General features: G+C 32.9%; 24 protein-coding genes. 17 read left to right on the top strand and 7 right to left on the bottom strand.

The features are described 5' to 3' along the window. Positions 1 to 12 precede the first annotated feature (12 nt). Positions 13 to 867 (bottom strand): MBL fold metallo-hydrolase, encoded by an 855-nt coding sequence (locus tag VOI54_RS02085; RefSeq protein ID WP_326281071.1) that lies wholly within the window; start codon positions 865 to 867, stop codon positions 13 to 15. 152 nt (positions 868 to 1019) lie between these two features. Here VOI54_RS02085 and cyoE point away from each other — a divergent pair, with 152 nt between their 5' ends. The 14 genes from cyoE (at position 1020) to tsaB (ending at position 12780) form a co-directional block, all read left to right on the top strand. After that, entirely contained in the window at positions 1020 to 1913 is an 894-nt protein-coding gene (cyoE, locus tag VOI54_RS02080; protein ID WP_326281070.1) for a heme o synthase, read from the top strand. Positions 1914 to 1916: 3 nt separating this feature from the next. Further along, complete coding sequence (locus tag VOI54_RS02075; RefSeq protein WP_326281069.1) at positions 1917 to 2498, top strand: cytochrome c oxidase subunit 3; 582 nt, start codon at positions 1917 to 1919, stop codon at positions 2496 to 2498. A 150-nt stretch (positions 2499 to 2648) separates the two neighbouring features. Beyond that, positions 2649 to 3632: a cytochrome c oxidase subunit 3 gene (locus VOI54_RS02070; RefSeq protein WP_326281068.1), complete on the top strand. Its 984-nt coding sequence runs from the start codon at positions 2649 to 2651 to the stop codon at positions 3630 to 3632. A gap of 19 nt (positions 3633 to 3651) precedes the next feature. Next, positions 3652 to 4032: a cytochrome C oxidase subunit IV family protein gene (locus VOI54_RS02065; protein WP_326281067.1), complete on the top strand. Its 381-nt coding sequence runs from the start codon at positions 3652 to 3654 to the stop codon at positions 4030 to 4032. 95 nt (positions 4033 to 4127) lie between these two features. After that, entirely contained in the window at positions 4128 to 4850 is a 723-nt protein-coding gene (locus VOI54_RS02060) for a hypothetical protein (RefSeq protein WP_326281066.1), read from the top strand. Then, the gene (locus VOI54_RS02055) at positions 4834 to 5580 is read left to right on the top strand and encodes an SCO family protein (RefSeq protein ID WP_326281065.1); all 747 of its coding nucleotides are present in this window, start codon (positions 4834 to 4836) and stop codon (positions 5578 to 5580) included. The genes VOI54_RS02060 and VOI54_RS02055 overlap by 17 nt, the downstream gene beginning before the upstream one ends. Before the next feature lie 47 nt (positions 5581 to 5627). Continuing rightward, complete coding sequence (locus VOI54_RS02050) at positions 5628 to 6161, top strand: DUF420 domain-containing protein (protein ID WP_326281064.1); 534 nt, start codon at positions 5628 to 5630, stop codon at positions 6159 to 6161. A gap of 11 nt (positions 6162 to 6172) precedes the next feature. Next, on the top strand, positions 6173 to 6391 hold the full coding sequence (locus VOI54_RS02045; RefSeq protein WP_326281063.1) for a CAMCR motif-containing small membrane protein: 219 nt from the start codon (positions 6173 to 6175) through the stop codon (positions 6389 to 6391). A gap of 90 nt (positions 6392 to 6481) precedes the next feature. Then, complete coding sequence (locus VOI54_RS02040; protein WP_326281062.1) at positions 6482 to 7183, top strand: ABC transporter ATP-binding protein; 702 nt, start codon at positions 6482 to 6484, stop codon at positions 7181 to 7183. Further along, complete coding sequence (locus VOI54_RS02035; RefSeq protein WP_326281061.1) at positions 7176 to 8405, top strand: ABC transporter permease; 1230 nt, start codon at positions 7176 to 7178, stop codon at positions 8403 to 8405. Before VOI54_RS02040 ends, VOI54_RS02035 begins: the two co-directional genes overlap by 8 nt. A 2-nt stretch (positions 8406 to 8407) precedes the next feature. Continuing rightward, the gene (locus VOI54_RS02030) at positions 8408 to 9652 is read left to right on the top strand and encodes an ABC transporter permease (protein WP_326281060.1); all 1245 of its coding nucleotides are present in this window, start codon (positions 8408 to 8410) and stop codon (positions 9650 to 9652) included. A gap of 12 nt (positions 9653 to 9664) precedes the next feature. Beyond that, the gene (locus tag VOI54_RS02025) at positions 9665 to 10783 is read left to right on the top strand and encodes an efflux RND transporter periplasmic adaptor subunit (RefSeq protein WP_326281059.1); all 1119 of its coding nucleotides are present in this window, start codon (positions 9665 to 9667) and stop codon (positions 10781 to 10783) included. A 1-nt stretch (position 10784) separates the two neighbouring features. Next, a complete protein-coding gene (locus tag VOI54_RS02020; RefSeq protein ID WP_326281058.1) occupies positions 10785 to 12104 on the top strand; it encodes a TolC family protein in 1320 nt (439 codons plus the stop codon). A gap of 1 nt (position 12105) precedes the next feature. Continuing rightward, positions 12106 to 12780 (top strand): tRNA (adenosine(37)-N6)-threonylcarbamoyltransferase complex dimerization subunit type 1 TsaB, encoded by a 675-nt coding sequence (gene tsaB / locus VOI54_RS02015; protein WP_326281057.1) that lies wholly within the window; start codon positions 12106 to 12108, stop codon positions 12778 to 12780. Here tsaB and VOI54_RS02010 read toward each other — a convergent pair. From VOI54_RS02010 to VOI54_RS01990, 5 genes are all read right to left on the bottom strand, one after another. Next, positions 12777 to 13592, bottom strand: coding sequence for a mechanosensitive ion channel family protein (locus tag VOI54_RS02010; RefSeq protein ID WP_326281056.1), 816 nt, complete (start codon positions 13590 to 13592; stop codon positions 12777 to 12779). The genes tsaB and VOI54_RS02010 overlap by 4 nt on opposite strands. Positions 13593 to 13677: 85 nt before the next feature. Next, a complete protein-coding gene (locus tag VOI54_RS02005) occupies positions 13678 to 14031 on the bottom strand; it encodes a DUF1304 domain-containing protein (RefSeq protein WP_326281055.1) in 354 nt (117 codons plus the stop codon). Continuing rightward, positions 14031 to 16136, bottom strand: a complete 2106-nt coding sequence (locus VOI54_RS02000) for a thioredoxin domain-containing protein (protein WP_326281054.1) — start codon at positions 16134 to 16136, stop codon at positions 14031 to 14033. Before VOI54_RS02000 ends, VOI54_RS02005 begins: the two co-directional genes overlap by 1 nt. 77 nt (positions 16137 to 16213) lie before the next feature. After that, positions 16214 to 16414 (bottom strand): dodecin family protein, encoded by a 201-nt coding sequence (locus VOI54_RS01995; protein WP_326281053.1) that lies wholly within the window; start codon positions 16412 to 16414, stop codon positions 16214 to 16216. A gap of 86 nt (positions 16415 to 16500) precedes the next feature. Further along, entirely contained in the window at positions 16501 to 17403 is a 903-nt protein-coding gene (locus tag VOI54_RS01990) for a NifU family protein (RefSeq protein ID WP_326281052.1), read from the bottom strand. A 133-nt stretch (positions 17404 to 17536) separates the two neighbouring features. Here VOI54_RS01990 and VOI54_RS01985 point away from each other — a divergent pair, with 133 nt between their 5' ends. Continuing rightward, positions 17537 to 18547, top strand: coding sequence for a PorP/SprF family type IX secretion system membrane protein (locus VOI54_RS01985; protein ID WP_326281051.1), 1011 nt, complete (start codon positions 17537 to 17539; stop codon positions 18545 to 18547). 186 nt (positions 18548 to 18733) lie between these two features. Here the strand turns inward: VOI54_RS01985 and VOI54_RS01980 are convergent, their stop codons facing one another. Then, complete coding sequence (locus VOI54_RS01980; protein WP_326281050.1) at positions 18734 to 19891, bottom strand: VWA domain-containing protein; 1158 nt, start codon at positions 19889 to 19891, stop codon at positions 18734 to 18736. Positions 19892 to 20100: 209 nt separating this feature from the next. Between VOI54_RS01980 and VOI54_RS01975 the strand changes: the two genes are divergently transcribed. Together VOI54_RS01975 and VOI54_RS01970 are read left to right on the top strand one after the other, a co-directional pair. Further along, the gene (locus tag VOI54_RS01975; RefSeq protein ID WP_326281049.1) at positions 20101 to 22272 is read left to right on the top strand and encodes a histidine kinase; all 2172 of its coding nucleotides are present in this window, start codon (positions 20101 to 20103) and stop codon (positions 22270 to 22272) included. Between the two features lie 81 nt (positions 22273 to 22353). Beyond that, on the top strand, positions 22354 to 23088 hold the full coding sequence (locus VOI54_RS01970; protein WP_326281048.1) for a LytR/AlgR family response regulator transcription factor: 735 nt from the start codon (positions 22354 to 22356) through the stop codon (positions 23086 to 23088).

Genomic DNA, 23088 nt, shown 5'->3' with positions numbered 1-23088 from the left:
AGACAAAGAACATTATTTTAAGCTTTTATAAAACGTTCTGCGAATTTTTTCTGATGAAATAAAGCAGCAACCAAAGTTTAAATCATCATAGGTTTTTGTAATAGAAGCATCAGAGGCTACTTCATCTTCTGTTTTACCATTTTCAATGCTTTTTAAAACAGAAACTTTTATAGATTCAAGCATTTCTAAAAAAAACTCGTATTCTTTTTTATTAGATAATTTACCATGCCCGGGAATAATTGTAGTGTTGTCATCAATTAAAATCAGGGCCTGTTTAGCTGCTGCAATATAGCCGTTAACACTTCCTCCGGAATTTAGATCAATATAAGGGTACATTCCATTAAAATAAGTATCACCGGTATGTAAGACATTACTATTTGTGAAATATAATAAAGCATCTCCGTCGGTATGAGCATGTTCAGTATGAAAAATTAATACTTGGTCGCCATTAATGTATAAGCTCAACTTATCATTAAACGTTATTATAGGCAGAGCGTCATCAGATTGTTTACTATTATTCTTTATACGCTTGTAAACATTATCATGAGCCAAAATAGACGTATTCAGTTTTGATATATTTTCATTGCCGCCTGTATGATCTCCATGATGGTGGGTATTGGCTAAAAATTTAATAGGCTTGTTACTGATGGCTTTTATGGCATCCAAAATTTTTGGTGTTAAGGGCGCAAATTTGCTGTCAATCATAAATATGCCATCTTCACCAGAAGATACTCCAATATTACCACCTCTACCCTCCAGCATATAAATATGATCAGTTACTTTGTGTGTTGTAATTACAACGTCTTTGTTTTGAGCATTACTTGTAATTAACCCAAAAAAAGCAAAAAGGGTGTATATGGTTTTCATGAATTTATAGTTCTTAAAAATGTTATATCTTCTAAAAATACAATTTTTTAGTGTGGGAGACTAATTTAAAAATACGCGTTAAAACATTGCTAAAATGCTTTTATAGAGTATCTTTGCACTCGCAATAGAAAAGACTTCAAGGACATAGAACATTGAGTAATTCAAAATCTTCATTAACAGCACCTTCAGCCATTTCAGATTTTAAAGAAATCACAAAAATGCGTTTGTCATTAAGCGTCGTGTTTTCATCACTTGCCGGATATTTATTAGGGGTAGAGACTATTGATCTAAAAGTTTTGATTTTGCTAGCTCTTGGTGGGTATTTTATGGTAGGCGCATCAAATGCATTTAATCAAATTATTGAAAAAGATTTAGATGCCTTAATGAGTAGAACTAAAAACAGACCTATTCCTGCTGGTAGAATGACCGTAAATAATGCGTTTATTATAGCTACTATATTTACCCTGTTGGGGATCATTATTTTATATACTATTAATAAGCAAACAGCCATGTTTGGGGCTATTTCCATATTTTTATATACCTGTGTTTATACACCATTAAAAACAAAGACACCTCTGGCTGTTTTTGTTGGTGCTATTCCCGGAGCCATACCATTTATGTTAGGTTGGGTGGCAGCAACTAATGATTTTGGAATAGAACCGGGGACGTTATTTGCTTTACAGTTTTTTTGGCAATTTCCTCATTTTTGGGCTATAGGTTGGTTTTTATTTGAAGATTATAAAAAGGGTGGATTCTTTATGTTGCCTACTGGAAAGCAGGACAGGGGAACAGCGGTTCAAACTATTATGTATACCATTTGGACATTGATTGTTTCAATTATACCTGTATTTGGATTTACAGGGAAACTGCAATTATCAATTGTGGCTGCCATTATAGTTTTTATATTAGGCTTAGGTATGTTAAATTATGCTATCAGGCTATTTAAGGAAATGACCGAAAAGGCAGCAAGGCAATTAATGCTAGCCAGCGTATCATATATTACATTGATACAGATTGTTTACGTTATAGATAAATTTATTAGATAATTCATGGATTTAACTCAGGGTACAAGAGAAGAAAAAAATAACAGAGCAAAAAAGATGATGCTTTGGTTTGGTATCATTTCACTTGTGATGTCATTTGCTGGATGGACAAGTGCTTTTGTGGTAAGCAGTTCCAGGCCGGATTGGTTAAAAGACTTTCAATTGCCAAATGCCTTTTTAATAAGCACTATAATTGTAGTTATAAGTAGCGTGTCTTTTATTTTGGCTAAAAAAGCATTGGAAAACAACCATAGAAAAGCTACTTTTCTGTGGCTATGTATTACACTCATTCTTGGAATCCTTTTTATTTTTAATCAATTTTCCGGGTTTCAACAGATTATTGATATGGGGTATAACTTTACCGGACCAACAAGTAATGTAACAATGTCTTATGTGTACCTCATTGCTATAGTGCATATTCTACACGTCATTGTTGGTTTAGTTTGTCTTTTAGTAGTAATTTATAATCATTTTAAACAAAAGTATAATGCAACTAATATGCTTGGTGTTGATCTAGCTGCAACATTTTGGCATTTTATTGATATACTGTGGGTGTATCTCTTCTTATTTCTATATTTTGTAAGATGATTACGTTTTTTCTTAAAATTTTTTTTAAGCATGGAGGCATAACAATCGGCAAAAGTGATATTTATCATAGTTTAAATTTTACAGATGTATATTTCGTCAGATAAATAAAATGATTATTTTTGTGCAACTTTTAAATAACAACCATTACATATGAGTACTACAGTTGTAAATGCTGAATCAGAAGCCAAAACTTGGGGTGGAGGTAATCAACCTCTAAAAGCAAGCTATGGTAAAATGATGATGTGGTTTTTCATCGTATCGGATGCATTAACATTTTCAGGGTTTTTAGCAGCCTACGGATTTTCGAGATTTAAGTTTATAGATTCATGGCCTATTGCAGATGAGGTGTTTACTCACTTTCCTTTTTTACATGGTGTAGATGCTCCAATGTATTATGTGGCGTTTATGACCTTTGTTCTTATTATGTCATCTGTAACTATGGTATTGGCAGTTGATGCCGGACATCATTTAAATAAAGGTAAAGTAACACTTTATATGTTTTTGACCATCATAGGTGGTTTAATATTTGTAGGATCTCAAGCTTGGGAATGGAACACATTTATTAAAGGAGATTATGGTGCGATACAGACAAAAGGCGGGAATATTTTACAATTTGTAGATACCGAAGGGCACCGTGTGGCACTTAGAGATTTTGCTGTAGTCGATGCCCATGCAGACAGAACACAGCATGAACGTAAAAGTGGTCTGTGGTTTGTTTCAGAAGGTTCGTTGCCATCATATACTGTTGAAGAAGTTCTTCATGGTTTAGAGGCTAATGAAAATGTTTTAGTAAGAACACAAACACTAACCGAAACTGGAGAAAAAACGGTTTTGTCTAGAGCAGAGTCAATAAAACAAATAAAAGATAATGGTAAATTAGTAGTTGAAGGTGCAAATCTTCAAGTGAATGAATACGGTTCGCCATTATTTGCAGATTTCTTTTTCTTTATTACAGGATTTCACGGATTCCACGTATTTTCAGGTGTGGTTATCAATATCATCATTTTCTTTAATGTGGTATTAGGCACTTATGAAAGACGTAAAAACTATGAAATGGTTGAAAAAGTGGGGTTATATTGGCACTTTGTAGATTTAGTTTGGGTATTTGTATTTACATTCTTCTACTTGGTTTAATTTATAATAGATTTTAAAAATGGCACACGAACATAAATTAGAAATATTTAGAGGATTATTAAAATTCAAATCTAATACTCAAAAAATCTGGGGTGTTTTAATCTTTTTAACTATTGTTACAATAGTAGAAGTTGCATTAGGTATCTTTAAACCAGAAGCATTAATGGGTAAAGTTTTAGGCATGAAAATGCTTAATTGGATATTTATTATCCTTACCATTGTAAAAGCATATTATATCACTTGGGATTTTATGCATATGCGTGATGAAACTAAAGGATTAAGACGTGCTGTGGTATGGACAGCAATATTTTTAATACTATATTTAATATTCATCTTATTACAAGAAGGTGGTTATGTTTTTAACGTTTATGATGAAGGTTATATAAAAAGAGATTTTTAACTGAATAATTAGTTAAATAGAAATATAAAGGCGGTTTTTAAACCGCCTTTTTTTATTTTTGCAGCGTTTTTAAAGGAATAGATAGATTATTTTCAATGAATTATAAAAAAACAAGTCGTTATTTGGTTTTAGGGATTTTATTCTTCCTCCCTGTGACATTCCTGTTGTTTTTATATCCGGCTACTCACCACTATACACCATTGGATATTGTGAATGAATCTGTTTTGGATATTAATAAGTTTAGTTCTGATTCTAAAGAAAAAATTCAACTTAAAGAACATATTACGGTACTTTGCTTTTTAGGAGAAAAACCTATGCAAAAGACAACTGTGGCTTTAAACTTAAAGGAGTTAGTGTATGATAAGTTTAAAGGGTTCAAACGTTTTCAGTTGGTAGTTGTTATGCCTAACGGGACGGAAGAAGCTGTTAAACAATTAAAGTCAGAAATCAGTACCTATGAAGATTTAAGATTTTGGCATTTTGTGTTTGGAACTCCCTCTGATATTCAACAGGTTTATTTTAGTTTAAAGAGTAATTCTGATTTAGCACATGACTTAGCGTCTGATTATGTATTTGTAGTTGATAAAGACCTGAATCAGAGAGGGCGACTTGATGACAGGACAGATAGAGAACTTGAGAAAAATAAATCAGTTTATGAGTTAAACTCATATAATTGTATTGAGGTAGCAGAAATAAAGAATAAGATGAGTGATGATTTACGCATTTTATTTACGGAATACAGACAGAAAAGAAAAGGCGAATTTAATTCAGATACCAGAAGAGCTGGTGATTTAAAAAATAATGATGAAGAAAACTAACTATTCATATATAGGTATTGCTTTTATTATTTTGGTTTTTGGAATTATTTTTATTCCAAAAATTGTAGATAGAATATCCAATGAAGACATTATTAGAAATGAAAGCAGAAGTGATTTTGCCAATGAAAAAAAATCAAATGATTCAGGTTTAGCTTTTATTGAAATAAGCGGTGAGCCTAAAAAAGTACCTGCATTCTCATTTACTAACCAAGAGGGTAAAACCATAACCAATAAAGATTATGAAGGTAAAGTATATGTGATAGAGTTCTTTTTTACAACATGTCCTACTATTTGCCCCAGAATGAGTAAAAATCTTGTTCAAATTCAAAATACGTTTAAAGATTTTCAGGATTTTGGAGTAGCTTCCTTTACTATAAACCCTGAACATGATACCCCTCAGGTTTTAAAGGCCTATGCCGAACAATATGGAATAACAAACCCCAATTGGCATTTAATGACCGGAGCTAAAGAAACCATTTATAAATTATCAAATGAAGGCTTTAATTTGTACGCTGCAGAAGAGGAAGATGTGGCAGGAGGTTTTGAGCATTCCGGTAATTTTGCCTTAATAGATAAAAATGGCTTTTTACGTTCTAGAAAGGATAGCTTTGGAAACCCTATTATTTATTACAGGGGCATAGTCTCAGAAGAAGAAAAAACAGATGAAGATGGTGTCAAAGAAGAGATAAGCGCATTAAAGGAAGATATTAAAAAGTTACTTAAGGAATAATTTTTCGCCATTCTGAATGTATTTCAGAATCATATGATTTGAAAGCTATGGATAAAGAAAACATGACATCTAAAGAGAAAAAATACAATACACTAATTGTTGTTTTGTCTGTAGTAATCCCATTAGTGGTAGCAGCACTTTTTGGAGTGAAGATTGATGTAAAGTTACCCGTTTTTTTACCACCTGTTTATGCGTCTATCAATGCATTAACAGCATTGGTGTTGGTTTTAGCTTTTATTGCTATTCAGAATAAAAAGATAAAACTGCATGAGCGATTAATGAAGTTCGCCATTGTATTATCAGTATTATTTTTGGTGATGTATGTAGCTTATCATATGACTAGCGACTCTACAAAGTTTGGAGGCGAAGGCCTGGTAAAATACTTCTATTACTTTATCTTATTGACTCATATTTTAATGTCAATAGCAGTGATTCCATTTGTTCTAATAACTTACGTTAGAGCCATAACCAATAATATTGAAAGGCATAAAAAAATAGCCAGGGTAACATTTCCGCTTTGGCTTTATGTTGCAGTTACTGGAGTTATAGTTTATATCATGATAGCACCTTATTATGTTTAATTCATAGAATTATGAAGCAGCGGTTATTTTTTATTCTTTTTTCATTTCTCTTTTTTATAGAGACTAATGCACAATGTGCTATGTGCCGTGCTGTGTTAGAAAGTGAAGAAAGCCAGTCTGCAGCAGAAGGAATAAATGATGGCATTGTATATCTTATGGCCATACCATATTTACTAATAGGTGGTTTAGGGTACTATATTTATAAGAAATACAGAACGTTAAAAAAATAATAAATACTTTTTTTCTAGAAGTTTGTAACATTTCTTTGTGTTAATAGTCTAACTACAAAGCTATTTTGCTTTATTCAACCAATTAACGTAATGCTGAAAATTAAAGAGCTTCACAAATCCTATCCTATAGGAGACTCAAGTTTACATGTTTTAAAAGGAATAGACCTTAATGTTGAAGAAGGAGAAATGGTCGCTATTATGGGGTCATCAGGTTCAGGAAAATCTACTTTACTTAATATTATTGGGATGTTAGACGAGGCAGATTCAGGAGAATATATTCTTGATGGATTGCCAATTAAAAACTTAACAGAAAAAAAGGCAGCGGTTTATAGAAATAAATTTTTAGGATTCATTTTTCAGTCCTTTAATTTGATCAACTATAAAAATGCTCTTGAAAATGTAGCACTACCGCTATATTATCAGGGAATGAAACGAAAAGAGCGTCAGGAAAAAGCCCTTTTCCATTTAGAGAAGGTAGGTTTGGCAGATTGGGCACAACATTTGCCAAAGGAGCTTTCCGGAGGACAAAATCAGCGTGTTGCTATTGCCAGAGCATTGGCCGCAAATCCAAAATTATTACTCGCAGACGAACCAACAGGAGCGCTGGATACCAAAACATCTTATGATATTATGGCTTTTATTCAGCAATTAAATGATGAAGGAAAGACTATTTTAATGGTAACGCACGAAGAAGATATAGCCAATATGTGTAAGCGTATTGTGCGTTTAAGAGATGGTGTTATCATGGAAGATTCAACAGTAAACCAAGTGAGAGCGGAACAATATGTTTGATTTAGACCTTTGGCGGGAAATTTTTCAAAGTATTAATAAAAATAGAACCAGAAGTTTGCTGTCTGGTTTTACTGTAGCCTTTGCCATATTGCTGTTTGCTATATTATTTGGTATTTCCAATGGTTTAAAAAATACCTTTAAAGAGGCTTTTGGCACAGACGCTAATAATTCTATTGTTATATATCCGGGAAGAACTACAAAAGCATATAAAGGGAATCAGGTTGGTAGAAGAATCCGGTTTAAAAATGAAGATCGCGATTTTATTTTAGACAAGTTTGGTAATAAGGTTCAATATTTTACCTCAAAAGTAAATAGGAGTGTAAGCGTATCTTTCAAAGGTGAAAAAAACGATTATGAGGTAAGAGGGGTTTATCCGGAGTATATGTTTATTGAAAACAATAAGGTGAAAGACGGACGTTATATCAACCAGAACGATATTGATACGAGATCTAAAGTTGTAGTAATAGGTAGAGTTGTTGAGAATGAATTGTTTTATAGAGTAAACCCAATAGGAAAATATATAAATATTGGCGGTATTTTATATAAAGTGGTTGGTGTATTTACTGATGATGAAGGAGATAATGAAGAAAACGTTATATATATGCCAATTTCAACAACGCAGTTTATTTATGGCAATAATGACTTTATTGATATGATGCATTTGACCTACAACCCAGAAATGAATGCAGATCAAGCACTTGCCTTTGGGAATTCTATCAAAAAAAGTTTAAAAGATAAGTTTGAAGTTGCCCGTAATGACCAAAGAGCAATTCGCTTATTTAATATGGCACAGGGAGCTAAGCAAGTAGATGTTATGACGTTTAGTTTAACCATAATTATTTTGGTAATAGGTTTTGGGACTTTAATAGCGGGTATTGTAGGTATAAGTAATATCATGATTTTTATAGTCAAAGAACGAACTAAAGAAATAGGTATAAGAAAGGCATTGGGTGCTTCTCCCAGATCTATAGTTTCCATCATTTTAATAGAGTCTATAATAATAACAGCAATAGCCGGTTATGTTGGGTTGTTAATAGGTGTTGGTGTTTTGGAAATTGTTGGCCCGTCTTTAGAAACATATTTTATAAAAGACCCCAGTGTTAGTAATAGTTTAGTAGTTGGAGCAACCATAACATTAATAATAGCGGGGGCAATAGCAGGATATTTACCGGCCAAAAAGGCCTCTAGAATAAAACCAATAGTAGCTTTAAGAAACGATTAATTATGTTCAGATTCCTATTTGATAGAGATACATGGCAAGAAGTTTTAGATAGCTTAAGTAAAAATAAACTTAGGTCTATACTTACTATGGTGGGCGTTTGGTGGGGCATATTGTTACTTATTGGATTATTAGGATCGGCCAGAGGTTTAGAAAACTCATTTAATAGATTATTTGGAAGTTTTGCTACAAATAGTGTTTTTGTTTGGGGGCAGAGTACAGGAGAGCCATTTAAAGGATTTCAGGAAGGAAGACGTGTTAGATTGTCTTTGTCAGATGCTAAAAAAGTTGAAGAAAATGTTGAAGGTATTGAATTTGTATTACCCAGAAGTCAACAATCGGCAACCATTACCAGAAACTTTCTAACCGGAAGCTTTAGAATGGCAGGAGATTACCCTTTGCTGGATGAATTACAAAAGAAAAAATTAATCCATGGGCGGTTTATTAATCAAAATGATATTGATGATAGGAAAAAAATAGCCGTTATTTCTGAAGATACTTACAAGCAATTATTTGAAAAGGATGAAGATGTTATAGGAAAATATATTGAGGTGAATGGCATTAATTTTACTGTTGTTGGGATGTTTGAAAATGGGAATGTAAACATGGGGCCCTCTACAGATGTACATATTCCATTCACAACCTTTCAACAAATATACAATAGAGGAGATAGAATTGGTTGGATGATGATTACCGGTAAGCCGGAATTCGACATAAAGCAAATAGAAGAAGATGCTAAATTATTATTAAAAAATTTGAATGATATTCACCCAGAAGACAGGCGTGCCTTTGGAAGTTTTAATTTGGGAAAAGAGTTTGCTAAAATGACAGGTTTTTTAATAGGGATGCAATTTTTAACCTGGTTTGTAGGCATTGCTACATTGATTGCAGGCGTATTTGCCATTGGAAATATATTATTAATTACAGTTAAAGAACGTACAAAAGAAATAGGAGTTAGACGGGCATTAGGAGCCACACCATTTGAAATTAAAAGACAAATTGTGGTTGAAGCCGTTTTTATAACTCTAATAGCTGGGATATTTGGAATAATAAGCGGAGGATGGATTTTAATTTTATTAGATCATTTTTTCGGACAGGGAGATGATGCGGCCATAGTAAATGCATCCGTATCTATTGCGGTAGTTTTTATTGCCCTTGTCATATTGGTCATATTAGGAACTCTAATAGGCTTAATCCCTGCATTTAAAGCCACCAGCGTAAAACCAATAGAAGCATTAAGAGAAGAATAAACAATCAATAAAATGAATAAAACAGTAAAAATTATTTTAATAATAGTAGCTATTATACTATTGGCCTTTGTATTAAAGTATTTTAAAGACGCCAACTCAAAAGATATTGTAGATTATAAAGTTGAAGAACCTTTTTATACCGCCATTAATATCAAAGCAGTAGCAACAGGAAAGTTAAATCCCGAGGAGGAAATTGAATTAAAACCTCAAATTTCAGGAATAGTGGATAAGATTTTGGTAGAAGAGGGAGATAAGGTAAAAAAGGGTGATTTAATAGCAACCATTAGAGTCGTGCCTAATGAGCAAAATTTGGTTAGTGCTAAAAGTAGAATAGCAACCAATAAGTTATCCTTTGAAAATGCTAAAATATTATATGATAGAAATAAAGCCCTTTTTGATAAAGGAGTTATATCCCAACAAGATTTTGAAAATAGTGAGCTGTCCTTTAATCAGGCAAAAGAATCATTAATACAGGCTCAAAATGATTATCAAATTATTAAACGAGGCTCAATATTAGGGGGAAGCTCTGCTAATACTAATATTGTGGCACAGATCCCCGGTACTATCCTGGAAATTCCGGTAAGAGAAGGAGATCAGGTTATTCAAAGTAATAATTTCAATGAAGGTACAACCATTGCAACTATTGCAGACATGAGCAAAATGATTTTTGAAGGAAAAGTAGATGAAGCTGAAGTTGGAAAGCTTACTGAAGGTAAAGAAATAAAAGTTGTTTTAGGAGCTATTAATGACGAAGAGTTTCCGGCTAAACTTACTTTTGTTGCACCAAAAGGAGTTGAAGATAACGGTGCAGTCCAGTTTACTATAAAGGCAGATGTAACTATAGATTCTGAGTCAAATATTAGGGCTGGATATAGTGCAAATGCAGAAATAGACCTGGAAGCCAAAGATAGTGTTTTAGCTATTAGAGAGGCGTTATTGCAATATAATAGAATTACTGAAAAACCTTTTGTAGAAATACAGGATGGAGAGAAAAAATTCAAGAAACAAAATGTTGAATTAGGATTATCAGACGGTATTAATGTTGAAATAAAAGAAGGTGTTAAAGAAGGAGATAAAGTAAAGGTTTGGAATAAAGCGTCAAAGGACAATGAGGATGAAAAAGATGATTAATATGAAGTACATTGTTTTATTTTTAGGATTTTTGGGATGTTCAGTATCATTTGGACAGCAAAAATTATGGACTATTCAGGATTGTGTACAACATGCTTTAGAAAATAACATTACCGTAAAACAGAGCAAGAACACCTTATTGATTAATGAACAGGATGTTGCTGCCGCCAAAGGACAATTTTTACCAGCGGTAAGCGGAAGCATGGGGCATAGCTTAACGGTTGGTAACGCAGAGATATTTCCGGGGCAGTTTGTTGACAGAACTGCCAATAGTACCAGTTTTGGAATTGGTGTTAATCAAACCATATTTGACGGGTTTAGGTTAACCAATTTATATAAACAATCTAAATTGAGTTTGGAAACCAATCAGCTGGAATTAAATAGGATTAGAGATGATATTTCTTTGAATGTAACAAACGCCTATTTGAATGTTCTTTTCAATAAAGAACGTTTAGAGACAGCTAATGCTCAATACGATTTTAGTAGCAAACTTTTAAATCAAGTTAAGGAATTAGTAGAAGCCGGTGTGCAACCCAAAGCAAATATTTATGACACAGAAGCTACAGTAAGCTCAGATGCACAAGCTGTAACTCTGGCAGAAAACAATTTTAATTTGGCGTTACTTACTTTATCACAATTATTGCAAGTACCGTACAATGGCTTTGATGTTGAAATAATAGATATTGACACCCCTTCTGTTGCTTTATTATATAATGATGTGCAGCCCGTTTTAAATTACGCTTTAGAAAACAGAAATGAAATTAAGATAGCCGAAAAAAATGTTGAAAACTCAAAGTTGGGATCCGAAATTTCTAAGAGTGGATTTTACCCTACTGTATCAGGAGGTTATTCATTTGGGTCTAATGCCTTTTATTCTAATTTAATAAAAGATGAAGCCGATTTTTTTGAGCAATTAAACAATCAAAAATCACACGGTTTTAGAGTTAATGTAAATATTCCTATTTTTTCAAGATTTCAAAATAAAACGGCTGTTGCCAAGGCTAAAATTCAGGAAGAAAATAGCTTGCTTAATTTGGAACAAGCCAAGTTGGATTTAGAATCTAATATTCAAAGAGCATTTACTGATGCACAAGCGGCTTTTAAAGCTTATGAAGCAGCAAAAAAATCTTTAGCTTCTCAAGAATTGGCTTTTGAGAATTCTAAAAACCGTTTTGATGTGGGGATTATTACCTCTTTTGACTTAGATCAGTCACGGGTAAATTTAATAAATGCACAATCCTCATTAATAAATGCTAAGTATGATTTTGTATTTAAGACAAAAGTTTTAGACTTTTACATGGGTAAACCTTTAACGAATTAATTTGAGTACATATATACTTAATATTGAAACAGCCACAACCAATTGTTCGGTTTCAATTGCAAAAGACGGATCAACACTTGCTTTAAAAGAAGATAATGATAAAAACTATTCACATGCAGAACGTCTTCATGTATACATTGAAGCCGTTTTAGAGGAGGCTAAAGTTTCGGCTAATAATTTAGATGCCATAGCTGTAAGTAAAGGTCCAGGATCTTATACCGGGTTAAGAATTGGTGTTTCTGCAGCCAAAGGCTTGTGTTTTGCTTTAAATAAACCTTTAATTTCAATCGCTACTTTAGAAGCATTGGCCAATCAGATAAAGGTTAATGATGGCGTTATTGTAGCTATGCTCGATGCCAGACGCATGGAAGTGTATTCGGCTGTTTTTGATTGTAACCATAAACAGATAAGAGAAACTCAGGCACAAATTTTGGATGAAACTTCTTTTATGGATTATCTAAAAGAAGGGAAGGTATATTTTATAGGAAACGGAGTAGAAAAGACCAAGAAGCTTATAACACATCCAAATGCCATATTTATTGAAGGCAAATTACCTTCGGCAAATGAAATGGGCTTATTAGCATTTAATAAATACAAAATAAGCGACACTGAAGATGTCGCTTATTTTGAACCTTATTATCTAAAAGATTTTGTGGCTTTAAAGCCAAAATCTTAACCTTTCTTTTGAATTTCAACTTGATGTGGGTAAGGTATTTCAATACCGGCTTGATCAAGTGCTTCTTTTACATCCTCAGTAATGCCAAAATACACATCCCAATAATCATCTGTAGTACTCCAGGGCCTTACAGCAAAATTTATTGAGCTATCTGCAAGTTCTGAAACATTTACGGTAGGAGCAGGGTCTTTTAATACTTTAGGATGAGATGTTAGTACGTTCATAATAACATCCTTGGTTTTCTTAATATCAGAATCATAACCCACTCCAAAAATTAAGTCAACACGGCGGGTGCCTTCAGAGGTATAGTTTACAATATTTCCGTTTGATAATGACCCATTAGGAATAATAATTTCTTTGTTAGACAAACCGGTTAATTTTGTAGTAAAGATTTCAATCTCTTTGACTACACCAATTTCTCCTTGAGCTTCTATTAGATCGCCAATTTTAAAAGGCTTAAAAATCATAATTAAAACTCCTCCCGCAAAGTTTGATAATGAACCCTGTAAGGCTAAACCAACAGCTAAACCAGCCGCCGCTATAATGGCAGCAAAAGAAGTAGTTTCAACACCTAAAGTGCCAAGAACAACAATAATTAACACAATTTTTAAAGCCCAACCCAATAAGTTTAATAAAAACTTTTGAAGGCTTTCATCATAATTCCCTTTAGTCATTACTTTTTTGGTAACTCTTAACAGTTTTTTTATAACCCAAGAGCCAATAATCCAAATAACAATAGCACCTAGAACCTTAAGTCCGTATTCGGTTGCTAGGTCTATCCATTTTTGTATGTCAATGTTTTCTAAATCCATATTTTTTTAGAGTTGATTTGAGTTGCAAAATTAAAACTATTTAAAATGTTTTTGCGTTTTATGGTGATAAAAAAATAATTAAATTTTAAAGCAAAAAACTAACCAATGCAAGGAGAGCGGGAACTGATTGAATATAAAATAGTTTTATCTGTTTTGTGGAATAAGCCCCATATATACCGGCAATAGTCACGCAAATTAAAAAAAAGATAGTGGTTTTAATATCTTCTTCAACAACAGCATAAATAAGTCCTGCAGCTAAAAAGCCATTATAAAGCCCTTGGTTGGCTGCCAGTACTTTGGTGTCTTCAGCAAATTGTTTGGATTTTAATCTGAACGCTTTTATGCCTTTAGGTGTTGTCCATAAAAACATTTCTAAAACCAGAAAATATATATGCTCCAGAACAACAATGGCAATCAATATAAGGGTTAATATTGTCATTATTTCAATAGTTCTAAGGCATTATTTACTTCTGAAACGGGTAATTTACAGGCTTTATTTACACAAACGTAAATAAGCGTTTTATCCGGGTTAAATCTGTTTTCTAATAGCGGCATATTATTTTCTGAAACACTAGCTGCAATGAGTTTATTTGGAATGTATGTTTTATTGAGTTCGGTTATTTTTTGTTTGGCCTGTTCACCAACAATAGCTACTTCATAATAAGGCTTTGTATAATTCAACATTAAATCATACCAATTTGAATATGCCGATGGGTATTCCTGCATTTCAGGTTTTACATTATTAAGCATGCTCATAGCTGTTTTGCTGTAATGCTGTACGTCAAAATAATGAGATAGTTTGAATAGATTTTTTGCCATAATAGAATTACTGGCAGGGATAACATTATCTCTGTATTCCATATTTCTTGACACTAAAGAGTCATCTTCGTTGGAAGTAAAAAAGAACATTTTACTCTGCTCATCATAAAAATGCTCAAAAGTGTAACTCGCTAAATCTCTTGCTGTATTAAGCCATTTTTCGTTCAATGTGATTTCATAAAGACTTATAAAAGCATCTATAATTGAGGCATAGTCTTCCAGATAACCATTTATTTTGCTTTCCCCTTCTTTGTAGGTATGATTAAGCCCGCCATCTTTTCGCAAAACCTCATTAACAATAAAAGTTGCATTTTTTAAAGCAGTTTCAAGATACTCAGGGTTTTGAAAAACTCTATAAGCATCAATATAACCTTTAAGCATAATGCCATTCCATGATGTTAATGATTTGTCGTCTAGTCTGGGTTTCGACCTTTTATTTCTGACTTCTAAAAGTGTGGTTTTCCACGTATTTTTCTTTAACACCAGCGCTTCGTTAGTTAGGTTATGTTTTTCTTTAATGGTGTTGTCATCATCTTTTCTAATAAGAACATAATTATCATGTTCCCAAAGCCCAAAGTTGTTTATATTATAGTAATCAGAAAACAGCTCAAAATCGTCTTTGATCAAAGCTTTAAGCTCATCTTTTTTCCATACGTAAAATGCACCTTCTTCCAATTCGCCTTGAGCATTATTACTATCTGCATCCAGTGAGGAATAAAACGCACCAACATCTGTTGTTAACTCTTGTTTTACAAACTCTAAGGTTTGAGTAACCACGTCTTTGTAAAGTTCATTTTTTGTAATCAGGTAAGCGTCAGAATATAAACTAACCAATTGTCCATTGTCATATAGCATTTTTTCAAAATGTGGGACATGCCATTTTTTATCTACAGAATATCTGGAAAAACCACCACCCACTTGATCAAAAACACCACCATATGCCATTTTTGTCAGTGTTAAATTGATGAAATCCATAAGTTTTTCATCCTTGTTTTGATAGGCATATCTAAGTAAGAAATGATAGTTGTTGGGCATCATAAACTTTGGTTCTCTATTGGGCCCTCCAAAACGATTGTCAAAGTTTTCAAACCATTTTTCAACCGCGTTTTCCAAGTCCGTATTTTCAAAAACAGGGTCTTCGGTATTCAAGGTTACCACGTCAAAAGACTGAATACCACGTTCAATATTATCTGCTTGTTTGATGAGTTTTTCAGGGTCATCCTTGTATAATTTGGCTATTTGTTCCAAGGCGCTCATCCATTGTGCTTTGGGTAAATAGGTTGCGCCCCAAACCGGCCTTCCATCAGGGAGAGCAACCATATTTAGAGGCCATCCACCGTTTCCGTTATTTATTAAATAAAGGGCATTCATATAGGTTTGATCTACATCGGGGCGTTCTTCCCTATCTACCTTTATATTGATAAAATCTTTATTCATCACCTGAGCAACCAAGCTATCTTCAAAGCTTTCATGTTCCATAACATGACACCAATGACATGCTGAGTAGCCTACACTAATAACAATTAATTTGTCTTCAGATTTAGCTTTTTGTAGTGTTTCTTTATTCCAGGCGTTCCAATCTACGGGGTTGTGTGCATGCTGAAGCAAATACGGACTTGTTTCATTAATAAGGTTATTAGTATGCTTATGCTTTGAAAGCTGCGAATTTTGACCTTTACAACCCAAAATTATGATGGTGAAAGTAAGTAATAGGGTGTTTCTCATTTTTCAAAGTTAGCGAAATTTAGATACAAAAAAAGCGTTCAATTTTGAACGCTTGATATTTTAAAGTGAAATTTGAATTAATTTACTTCAAAGGTAATTTTTAGGTTTACCCTAAATTCTGTAACCTCATCACCTTTTACAATGGCACTTTGGTCCTGAACATAGACTGAACGAATGTTTTTAACACTTTTTGAAGCATGCTTTACCGCTTTTTTGGTAGCGTCTTCCCAACTTTTGTCTGAGTTTGATAGAATCTCTATTACTTTTAATACTGACATGACCTAATAGTTTTATGGATTAATAATTATAAATTCTTTTCTTTTATAAGATAACTATTATTTATGACACGCATTAAATATATAAGTCACCCGTTAATGGCTTCTACCATTTCAACCTTACCTGGTAACATTTCTTTTAACATATTTTCAATTCCACTTTTTAACGTATAAGTAGAAGATGGACAACCACTACATGCACCCTGAAGCATAACACTTACATTTTTAGTATTCTCGTCATAGGAAATAAATTGGATATTTCCTCCATCACTTGCTACAGCAGGTTTTACATATTCCTCAAGAATATTTACAATGGCTTTTGATGTCTCATCTAAGTTCTCAAATTGATCATCTAATTGTTCCGTTGATTTTTGTAAAGTTTCTGAGGCGTTTGAAGACACAATTTCCTTACCGCTTTCAATATAGCTTCTTATGAATTCACGAAGCTCAATAGTAATATCCTGCCATTCAGCCATATCATATTTAGTAATAGATACATAGTTTTGGTCAAGAAAAATACGTTTTACAAATGGAAAATGAAATAACTCTGTTGCTAATGGTGATAGCTTGGCTTCATCAATTGATGTGAATTCAAATAAAGCAGTTACTATTTTTTTGTTAGCCACAAACTTCATAACAGCAGGGTTTGGTGTGCTTTCGGCATATACTGTTACCGGAACTTTTTTTGGAGCAGCAGTATCTTCAACTACAATACCTCCATCATTTAAATAAGCTTCTATTTGTTGAGCCACTTCATCTTGAACGTCAGTCCATTCAACAATATTATAGCGCTCAACAGCAACAAAATTACTGGAAATATAAACCTTTTTCACAAAAGGTAAATAAAATAGTTGTTGGGCTAAAGGAGATGCTTTAGCGTCATCAATATTATTAAACTCAAAACTTTGATGTTGTGTAATAAACTGATTTAATTCAAATTTTATAATGGCCTTGTTGGATGTTTCTTGCACAGAAACCTTGAAAGTATTCATTTTAGCTAATTTTTGACAAAAATACTAAAAGAAAACTATAGATATCCATATATTTGGGTATTGTTGCCCCATTAACAATACTTTGAAAATAAACCCGTTTAGATATAACCAAACCTACTTGGTACATTAGTTTATGAGAATAAAAAATATTATAGTAGTTGCTATTTTAAGCCTATATTCTTTTGTAGTAACTTCTCAAGAGGGACTGCCCGTATACTCTGATTACCTTACAGATAATTATTATTTGATACATCCTTCAATGGCTGGTATTGCTAATTGCTCTAAAGTAAGGCTTACAGCCAGACAACAATGGTTTGGACAGGAAGACGCCCCTAAGCTTTTAACATTGAGCATTAACGGGAGGTTAGGAGAATCATCTTCAGCTATTGGAGGGATATTGTATGCTGATAAAAATGGATACCATTCTCAAAAAGGAGCTTATGCTACGTATGCTCATCATTTGCTGTTTTCCAGAAGTGAAACAGATTTAAACATGCTTTCTTTTGGGTTAAGTGCCGGCTTTATTCAATATCAATTAGATGAAACTGATTTTTTAAATGATGCCCCAATACGAGATCCTATTATTGGTGGTATTGTACAAAGCGCTACTAATTTTAATATAGATTTTGGGTTTTCATACCACTTTTTAGATTTTTATGCACATGGTACAATTAAGAATGTACTTAATAATTCCGGTATAAATAATGATATTCAAATAACAAGCAACTTAAGACGTTATTTGTTTTCTGTAGGGAATGTATTCAGCAAATTTGGAAGTGCCTGGAGTTATGAACCCTCTATATTATTTCAGTATAAGGATGGAACAAAGGAAGCTCTTATTGACTTCAATGCTAAAGTGTATAAGCAAATGGACTTTGGTAAAATTTGGGGCGGATTATCTTATCGACAAAGTTTAGACGGTGCTGAGTACTTAACGAGTTCAGGAGGTATAAATAGTCAAAAATTACAACAAATAACCCCAATTTTAGGTGTGAACTATAATAATCTTATGTTTGCATATACCTATATGTATCAAACAAACGCTGTTGTTTTTACTAATGGCGGCTTTCATCAACTTAGTTTAGGGTATAATTTTAATTGTAGAAGGGAGCGTTATGAATGTAATTGTCCTGCGGTAAATTAATAAAAAAAGAGGCTGTCTGAAAAGTGTCATTCTGAATGATAATGAAGAACCCTCTAAGGCTATAATGCGCTAATTTACAAAACAATAAGATTCTTGTCTGCCTTGCAGGGTGCCCTCTTGAAAGTATACTTTCATTCAAGCAATGCTCTGAATGACAAAAGAAATCACTTTCTAGACAGTCTTTTTTTATTCCCAGGCATATTGTTTCTTTGCTGCTTGTTCTTTTATTGCTTTTATCATAGCATTCTCTAACCCATTGCTACGCTCTTTATTCTGTTTTAGAACATATGCTTTACGCTTTAAATTAAGTTCTTGAATCTTTTTTTGGATAGCTTCCCGTTCTTTACTTTTAGTAGTAATATAGGCTTTGATTTCAGATTTACTTTTTCCTTTTAGTTCAGAAGGTAAAGCTTCTTCTTCGATATCTTCAATAACCACTTCATCCAATTCTACAGCATCAACCAAATCCCAGGTTTTGTTTTTGTATAAATGGGAACTCTTGCTCACGGTACGTTTAACGGCATTAGCTTTACTATAAGAATTGGCATTGTTATCCTGTTCTGCCTGAAGGGCCATTTTTTGCCGTCCTTTATGTCCGTAAGCTACATAGGTTTTATTTAGCTTTTGGTTTAAAATTAAAATGTCATCATCATAAGGAGATGCAATATGAACGGTGGCTCTATTTTGATTTATAGCCATATAATCGCCATCTGTTAATTGAGCACCATCTTTCCAATAGGTAGATATACCTTGTTTGTAATCACCACAAAAAATGGTGTTAATCACTACATCTTTTTCCTTGGCATAACTTGAAGCATTTTTATAATTTATCTTTCCTTGTGTAAAGGGCTCATTACCCGCTATAAAAATAAGCTTTAGGTCGTCAGGATTGCTCCCCCAATTCAATTGATTTAAAGAGGTTTGAATAACATGTCCACAATATTCTTCACCACCATTAGTAGTTAATGAAAACAGCTCTTTGGATATTTCATCTAAATCTTCACTAAATGCTATAACTTGTTTTATATAGCCTTCGTCTGCATTTAACCTATCGTTGCCATATTCATAAAGGGCGATTTGAAGGTTAGGTTTTTTAGAACCGCATTTGGCATATGATAATTCGTTAACAATGTCCCAAAGCTGAGCCTTGGCTTGATCAATTAATCCATCCATACTATTGCTGGTATCCAGTAAAAGGGCAACTTTAATGTATTGTTTTGAGGTGTCCGGGTGTGTTTTATAAACCTGAATTTGATCCGTATTTTGTTTTACGTTTTTTGCATAGCCGGATATTCCTCCAACAAGTAAGCTGCCTAATAAGTATATTTTTAATACTGTTTTCATGGTGTTTTGAGTTTTTTGATTAATAGCATAAAATTATGACCAACTTAATTCTTAAAAAAAGTAGAATGAGCAAAGTCACCCTATGAATGAGTAAATAGCATATTTTGATATGTAAATGAGGAGTTTTTATGTCAAAAACAATCCGTTTTGTAATCTTGCCATTTTAATAAATCAAGTAAAGTGCGTATGTTTATCTAGTTTATTAAATCATGCAGTCAGCAATTAGATATTTTTGGGTTTTATGTTTATTACTATGCACCTTATTGGTGTTTGGGCAGGATAGTACGTCCTATTTAAATCAAAACCAGACATTCACCATACGCGGTTCAGTTATAGAAAGTGATACCAGAGATCCTATTCAGAATGTAAATATTCAAGTTAATGGAGGCGCTTATACGACTACCGATATTTTTGGTGAGTTTAGAATTCAGGCCAAAAAGGGAGATGAGTTGATTATAAAGCATAAGGATTTTGAGACCGTATATTATAGTATTCAAAGTAATGAACGTATCAAGGTTGAGGTAGAACCAAATGAAGATAAAACAGATAAGTTAAAGAAGTCATTCAGTTCTAGAGCTGAGTTATTTAAGCCTTTAATTGATTCAGCAGAAACGTATTTAAAAGCTGATGCCAAGAAAAGTATTCAATTTATAAGTGATGCTCTGGCAGAAAGTAAATCTGCAAAACAAAATGGCGAAGCTTATGAGGTTTTAGGTGATATATATATGTTTTGGAGACAATATGATTTGGCTGTTTCAAACTATAGAATTAGTCTTCAAAACTTAAAAGCCAATACCGTTCAATTAAAATTAGCCAGAGCATATAAACAAAACAAAAACTACCAGGAAAGTTTAGAGGTTTATAACGCCATTGATAAAAATGCTTTGTCAAATTGGCAATTAATACAATTGTATGAAGGTTTGGGTGATGTATACCTTTTAACGGGAATGTATCAACAGGCTATTGATTCATATGATGAAGGCCTAAAAGTAGCCAAGAAACATTTAATTACGCCTAAAGTCACAGACTTAAACTCTAAAATAGCTCAGGCTTATAATGCAAAAGGAGAAACACAACAAGCTGAAGCCTTTTTTAATAAATCAATGACACTGGCAAATACCGAAAATAAAAAGCGTGCTATAGAAGAGAAGGTTAAAGTTGCTGATTTTCAAGGTGAAGTAAATAATTTTTCAGATGAAATTGAATTGCGGAAAGAGGTTTTAAATGAATTGAATGATCTTGAACAAGATTCTATTTTAAACAACGAAAGTGCTCTAACACCACAAAAGCAAAACTATAAAATTGGACGTGCTTATGCCTCACAGAGTGATTATGGTAATGCCATTCCATATTTGCAAAAGAGTATTGAAGAAGCCGATAGGAAAGAAGATCTAGTAGTTCAAAAGGATGCAACAAGAAAGTTGTCTGAAGTCTATAGAGATGCCGGACAGTTCAATAAGGCTCTGGTAGCCTATCAGGATTATGTAGAATTGGTAGATAAGCTTTATGCTTTAAAAGAACAAGAAATCTCTCAGGCAGCAAGATTTAGCAAAGACCTTGTAAGTAAACAAAACAGAATATCCAGTTTGGAAGGAGACAGGGCCTTATCAGAAAGTAAATATCAACTGACTGTTGAACAATCAAAACGTCAAAAATTAATTATCTATTCATTGATCGGCGGGCTTTTATTATTATTGGTTACAGCAGTTTTAATGTTTAAGTACATCAAACAGCAACGTTTAGCAAATAACTTATTGGCATTAAAAAGCTTGCGCAGCCAAATGAATCCGCATTTTATATTCAATGCTTTAAATTCGGTAAACAGTTTTATTGCTTCTAATGACGAAAGAACGGCAAATAAGTATTTAACAGATTTTTCTTTGCTGATGCGTGCCGTTTTAGAAAATAGCGAAGCGGATTTTATTCCGTTGGAAAAAGAAATTGAATTATTGCAATTATATACCAAACTGGAACATTTTAGGTTTAAGGATAAGTTTGATTATACTATAAACGTTGATGAAAATATAACTGTCCAGGATTTTGTTATTCCTCCTATGCTTTTACAACCTTATATAGAAAATGCCGTTTGGCATGGACTTAGATATAAGAAAACTAAAGGACAATTAGATATAATGATTGCACAAACCAAGCCTGATACCATAAGCATCACAATAACAGATGATGGTATTGGAAGGGAAAAATCAAAAGCACTTAAAACGACGAATCAAAAGAAGCAAAACTCAAAAGGGATGGGTAATATTAAAAAGCGGGTTTTCATTTTAAATGATATGTATAAAGATAAAGTAGATGTATGTATAAGCAATTTTAAAGCAGAAGAAGATACAGGGACTAAAGTAGTTGTAACACTTAAAAAAGATTGACGAATTAGGATTAACGATTTTTGATTTCAAATTAAAAACAAAGCCACCTCAAGCGTAGTTGAGAGACTCATAATAAAACATATGAAACTAAGAGCCATTATAGTAGAAGACGAAAAAACAAGTAGGGATATTTTAAAAAATTACATTAAAAAATATTGTCCTAATGTTTTGGTTTTGGGTGAGGCATCAAATATAGAAGAAGCTCTGGTCTTAATAAGAAATAACGAGCTGGATCTTGTTTTTTTAGATGTAGAAATGCCCTATGGAAATGCTTTTGATTTGTTAGAAAAAGTAGGGGACATTAATTTTGAAACCATTTTTGTAACCGCATATAATCATTATGCTATAGAGGCTTTAAATGCACATGCGTCTTATTATTTAATGAAGCCAATTTCAATTGACGAGTTAATAAAAGCAGTTGATTATGTTACAGAAATTAAGGTAAAAGAAGAAGCCCTTCAAGACCAGGTTTTAGTTCCAAAAACAAATAGTATAGATGGAAAAATAACCCTTCCTCAGCTAGACGGTTTTGAGGTAATTAGTACAAAAGACATCTTATATTGTAAGGCAGATGATAATTATACAGAGATTTATCTAAATAATAATAAAAAGAAGCTGGTAAGTAAAACCCTTAAGTATTTTGAAGAAGCACTAAATGGTTCAGGTTTTGCACGAGTACATAAGTCTTATTTGGTCAATGTCAATGAAATTGTTAAATATGTAAAAGGGAAAGGTGGTCGTGTAGTACTCAGCAGCGGAAAGGAAATCATGGTCTCTGCCTCAAAAAAATCAGAAGTGTTATCATATTTTAAATAA

It is taken from the genome of Alterotamlana spongicola, assembly GCF_035818475.1.
GTDB lineage: Bacteria > Bacteroidota > Bacteroidia > Flavobacteriales > Flavobacteriaceae > Cognatitamlana.
The sequence above is the reverse complement of the archived record's forward strand: the minus strand, read 5'-3'. Positions and strand labels throughout refer to the sequence as shown.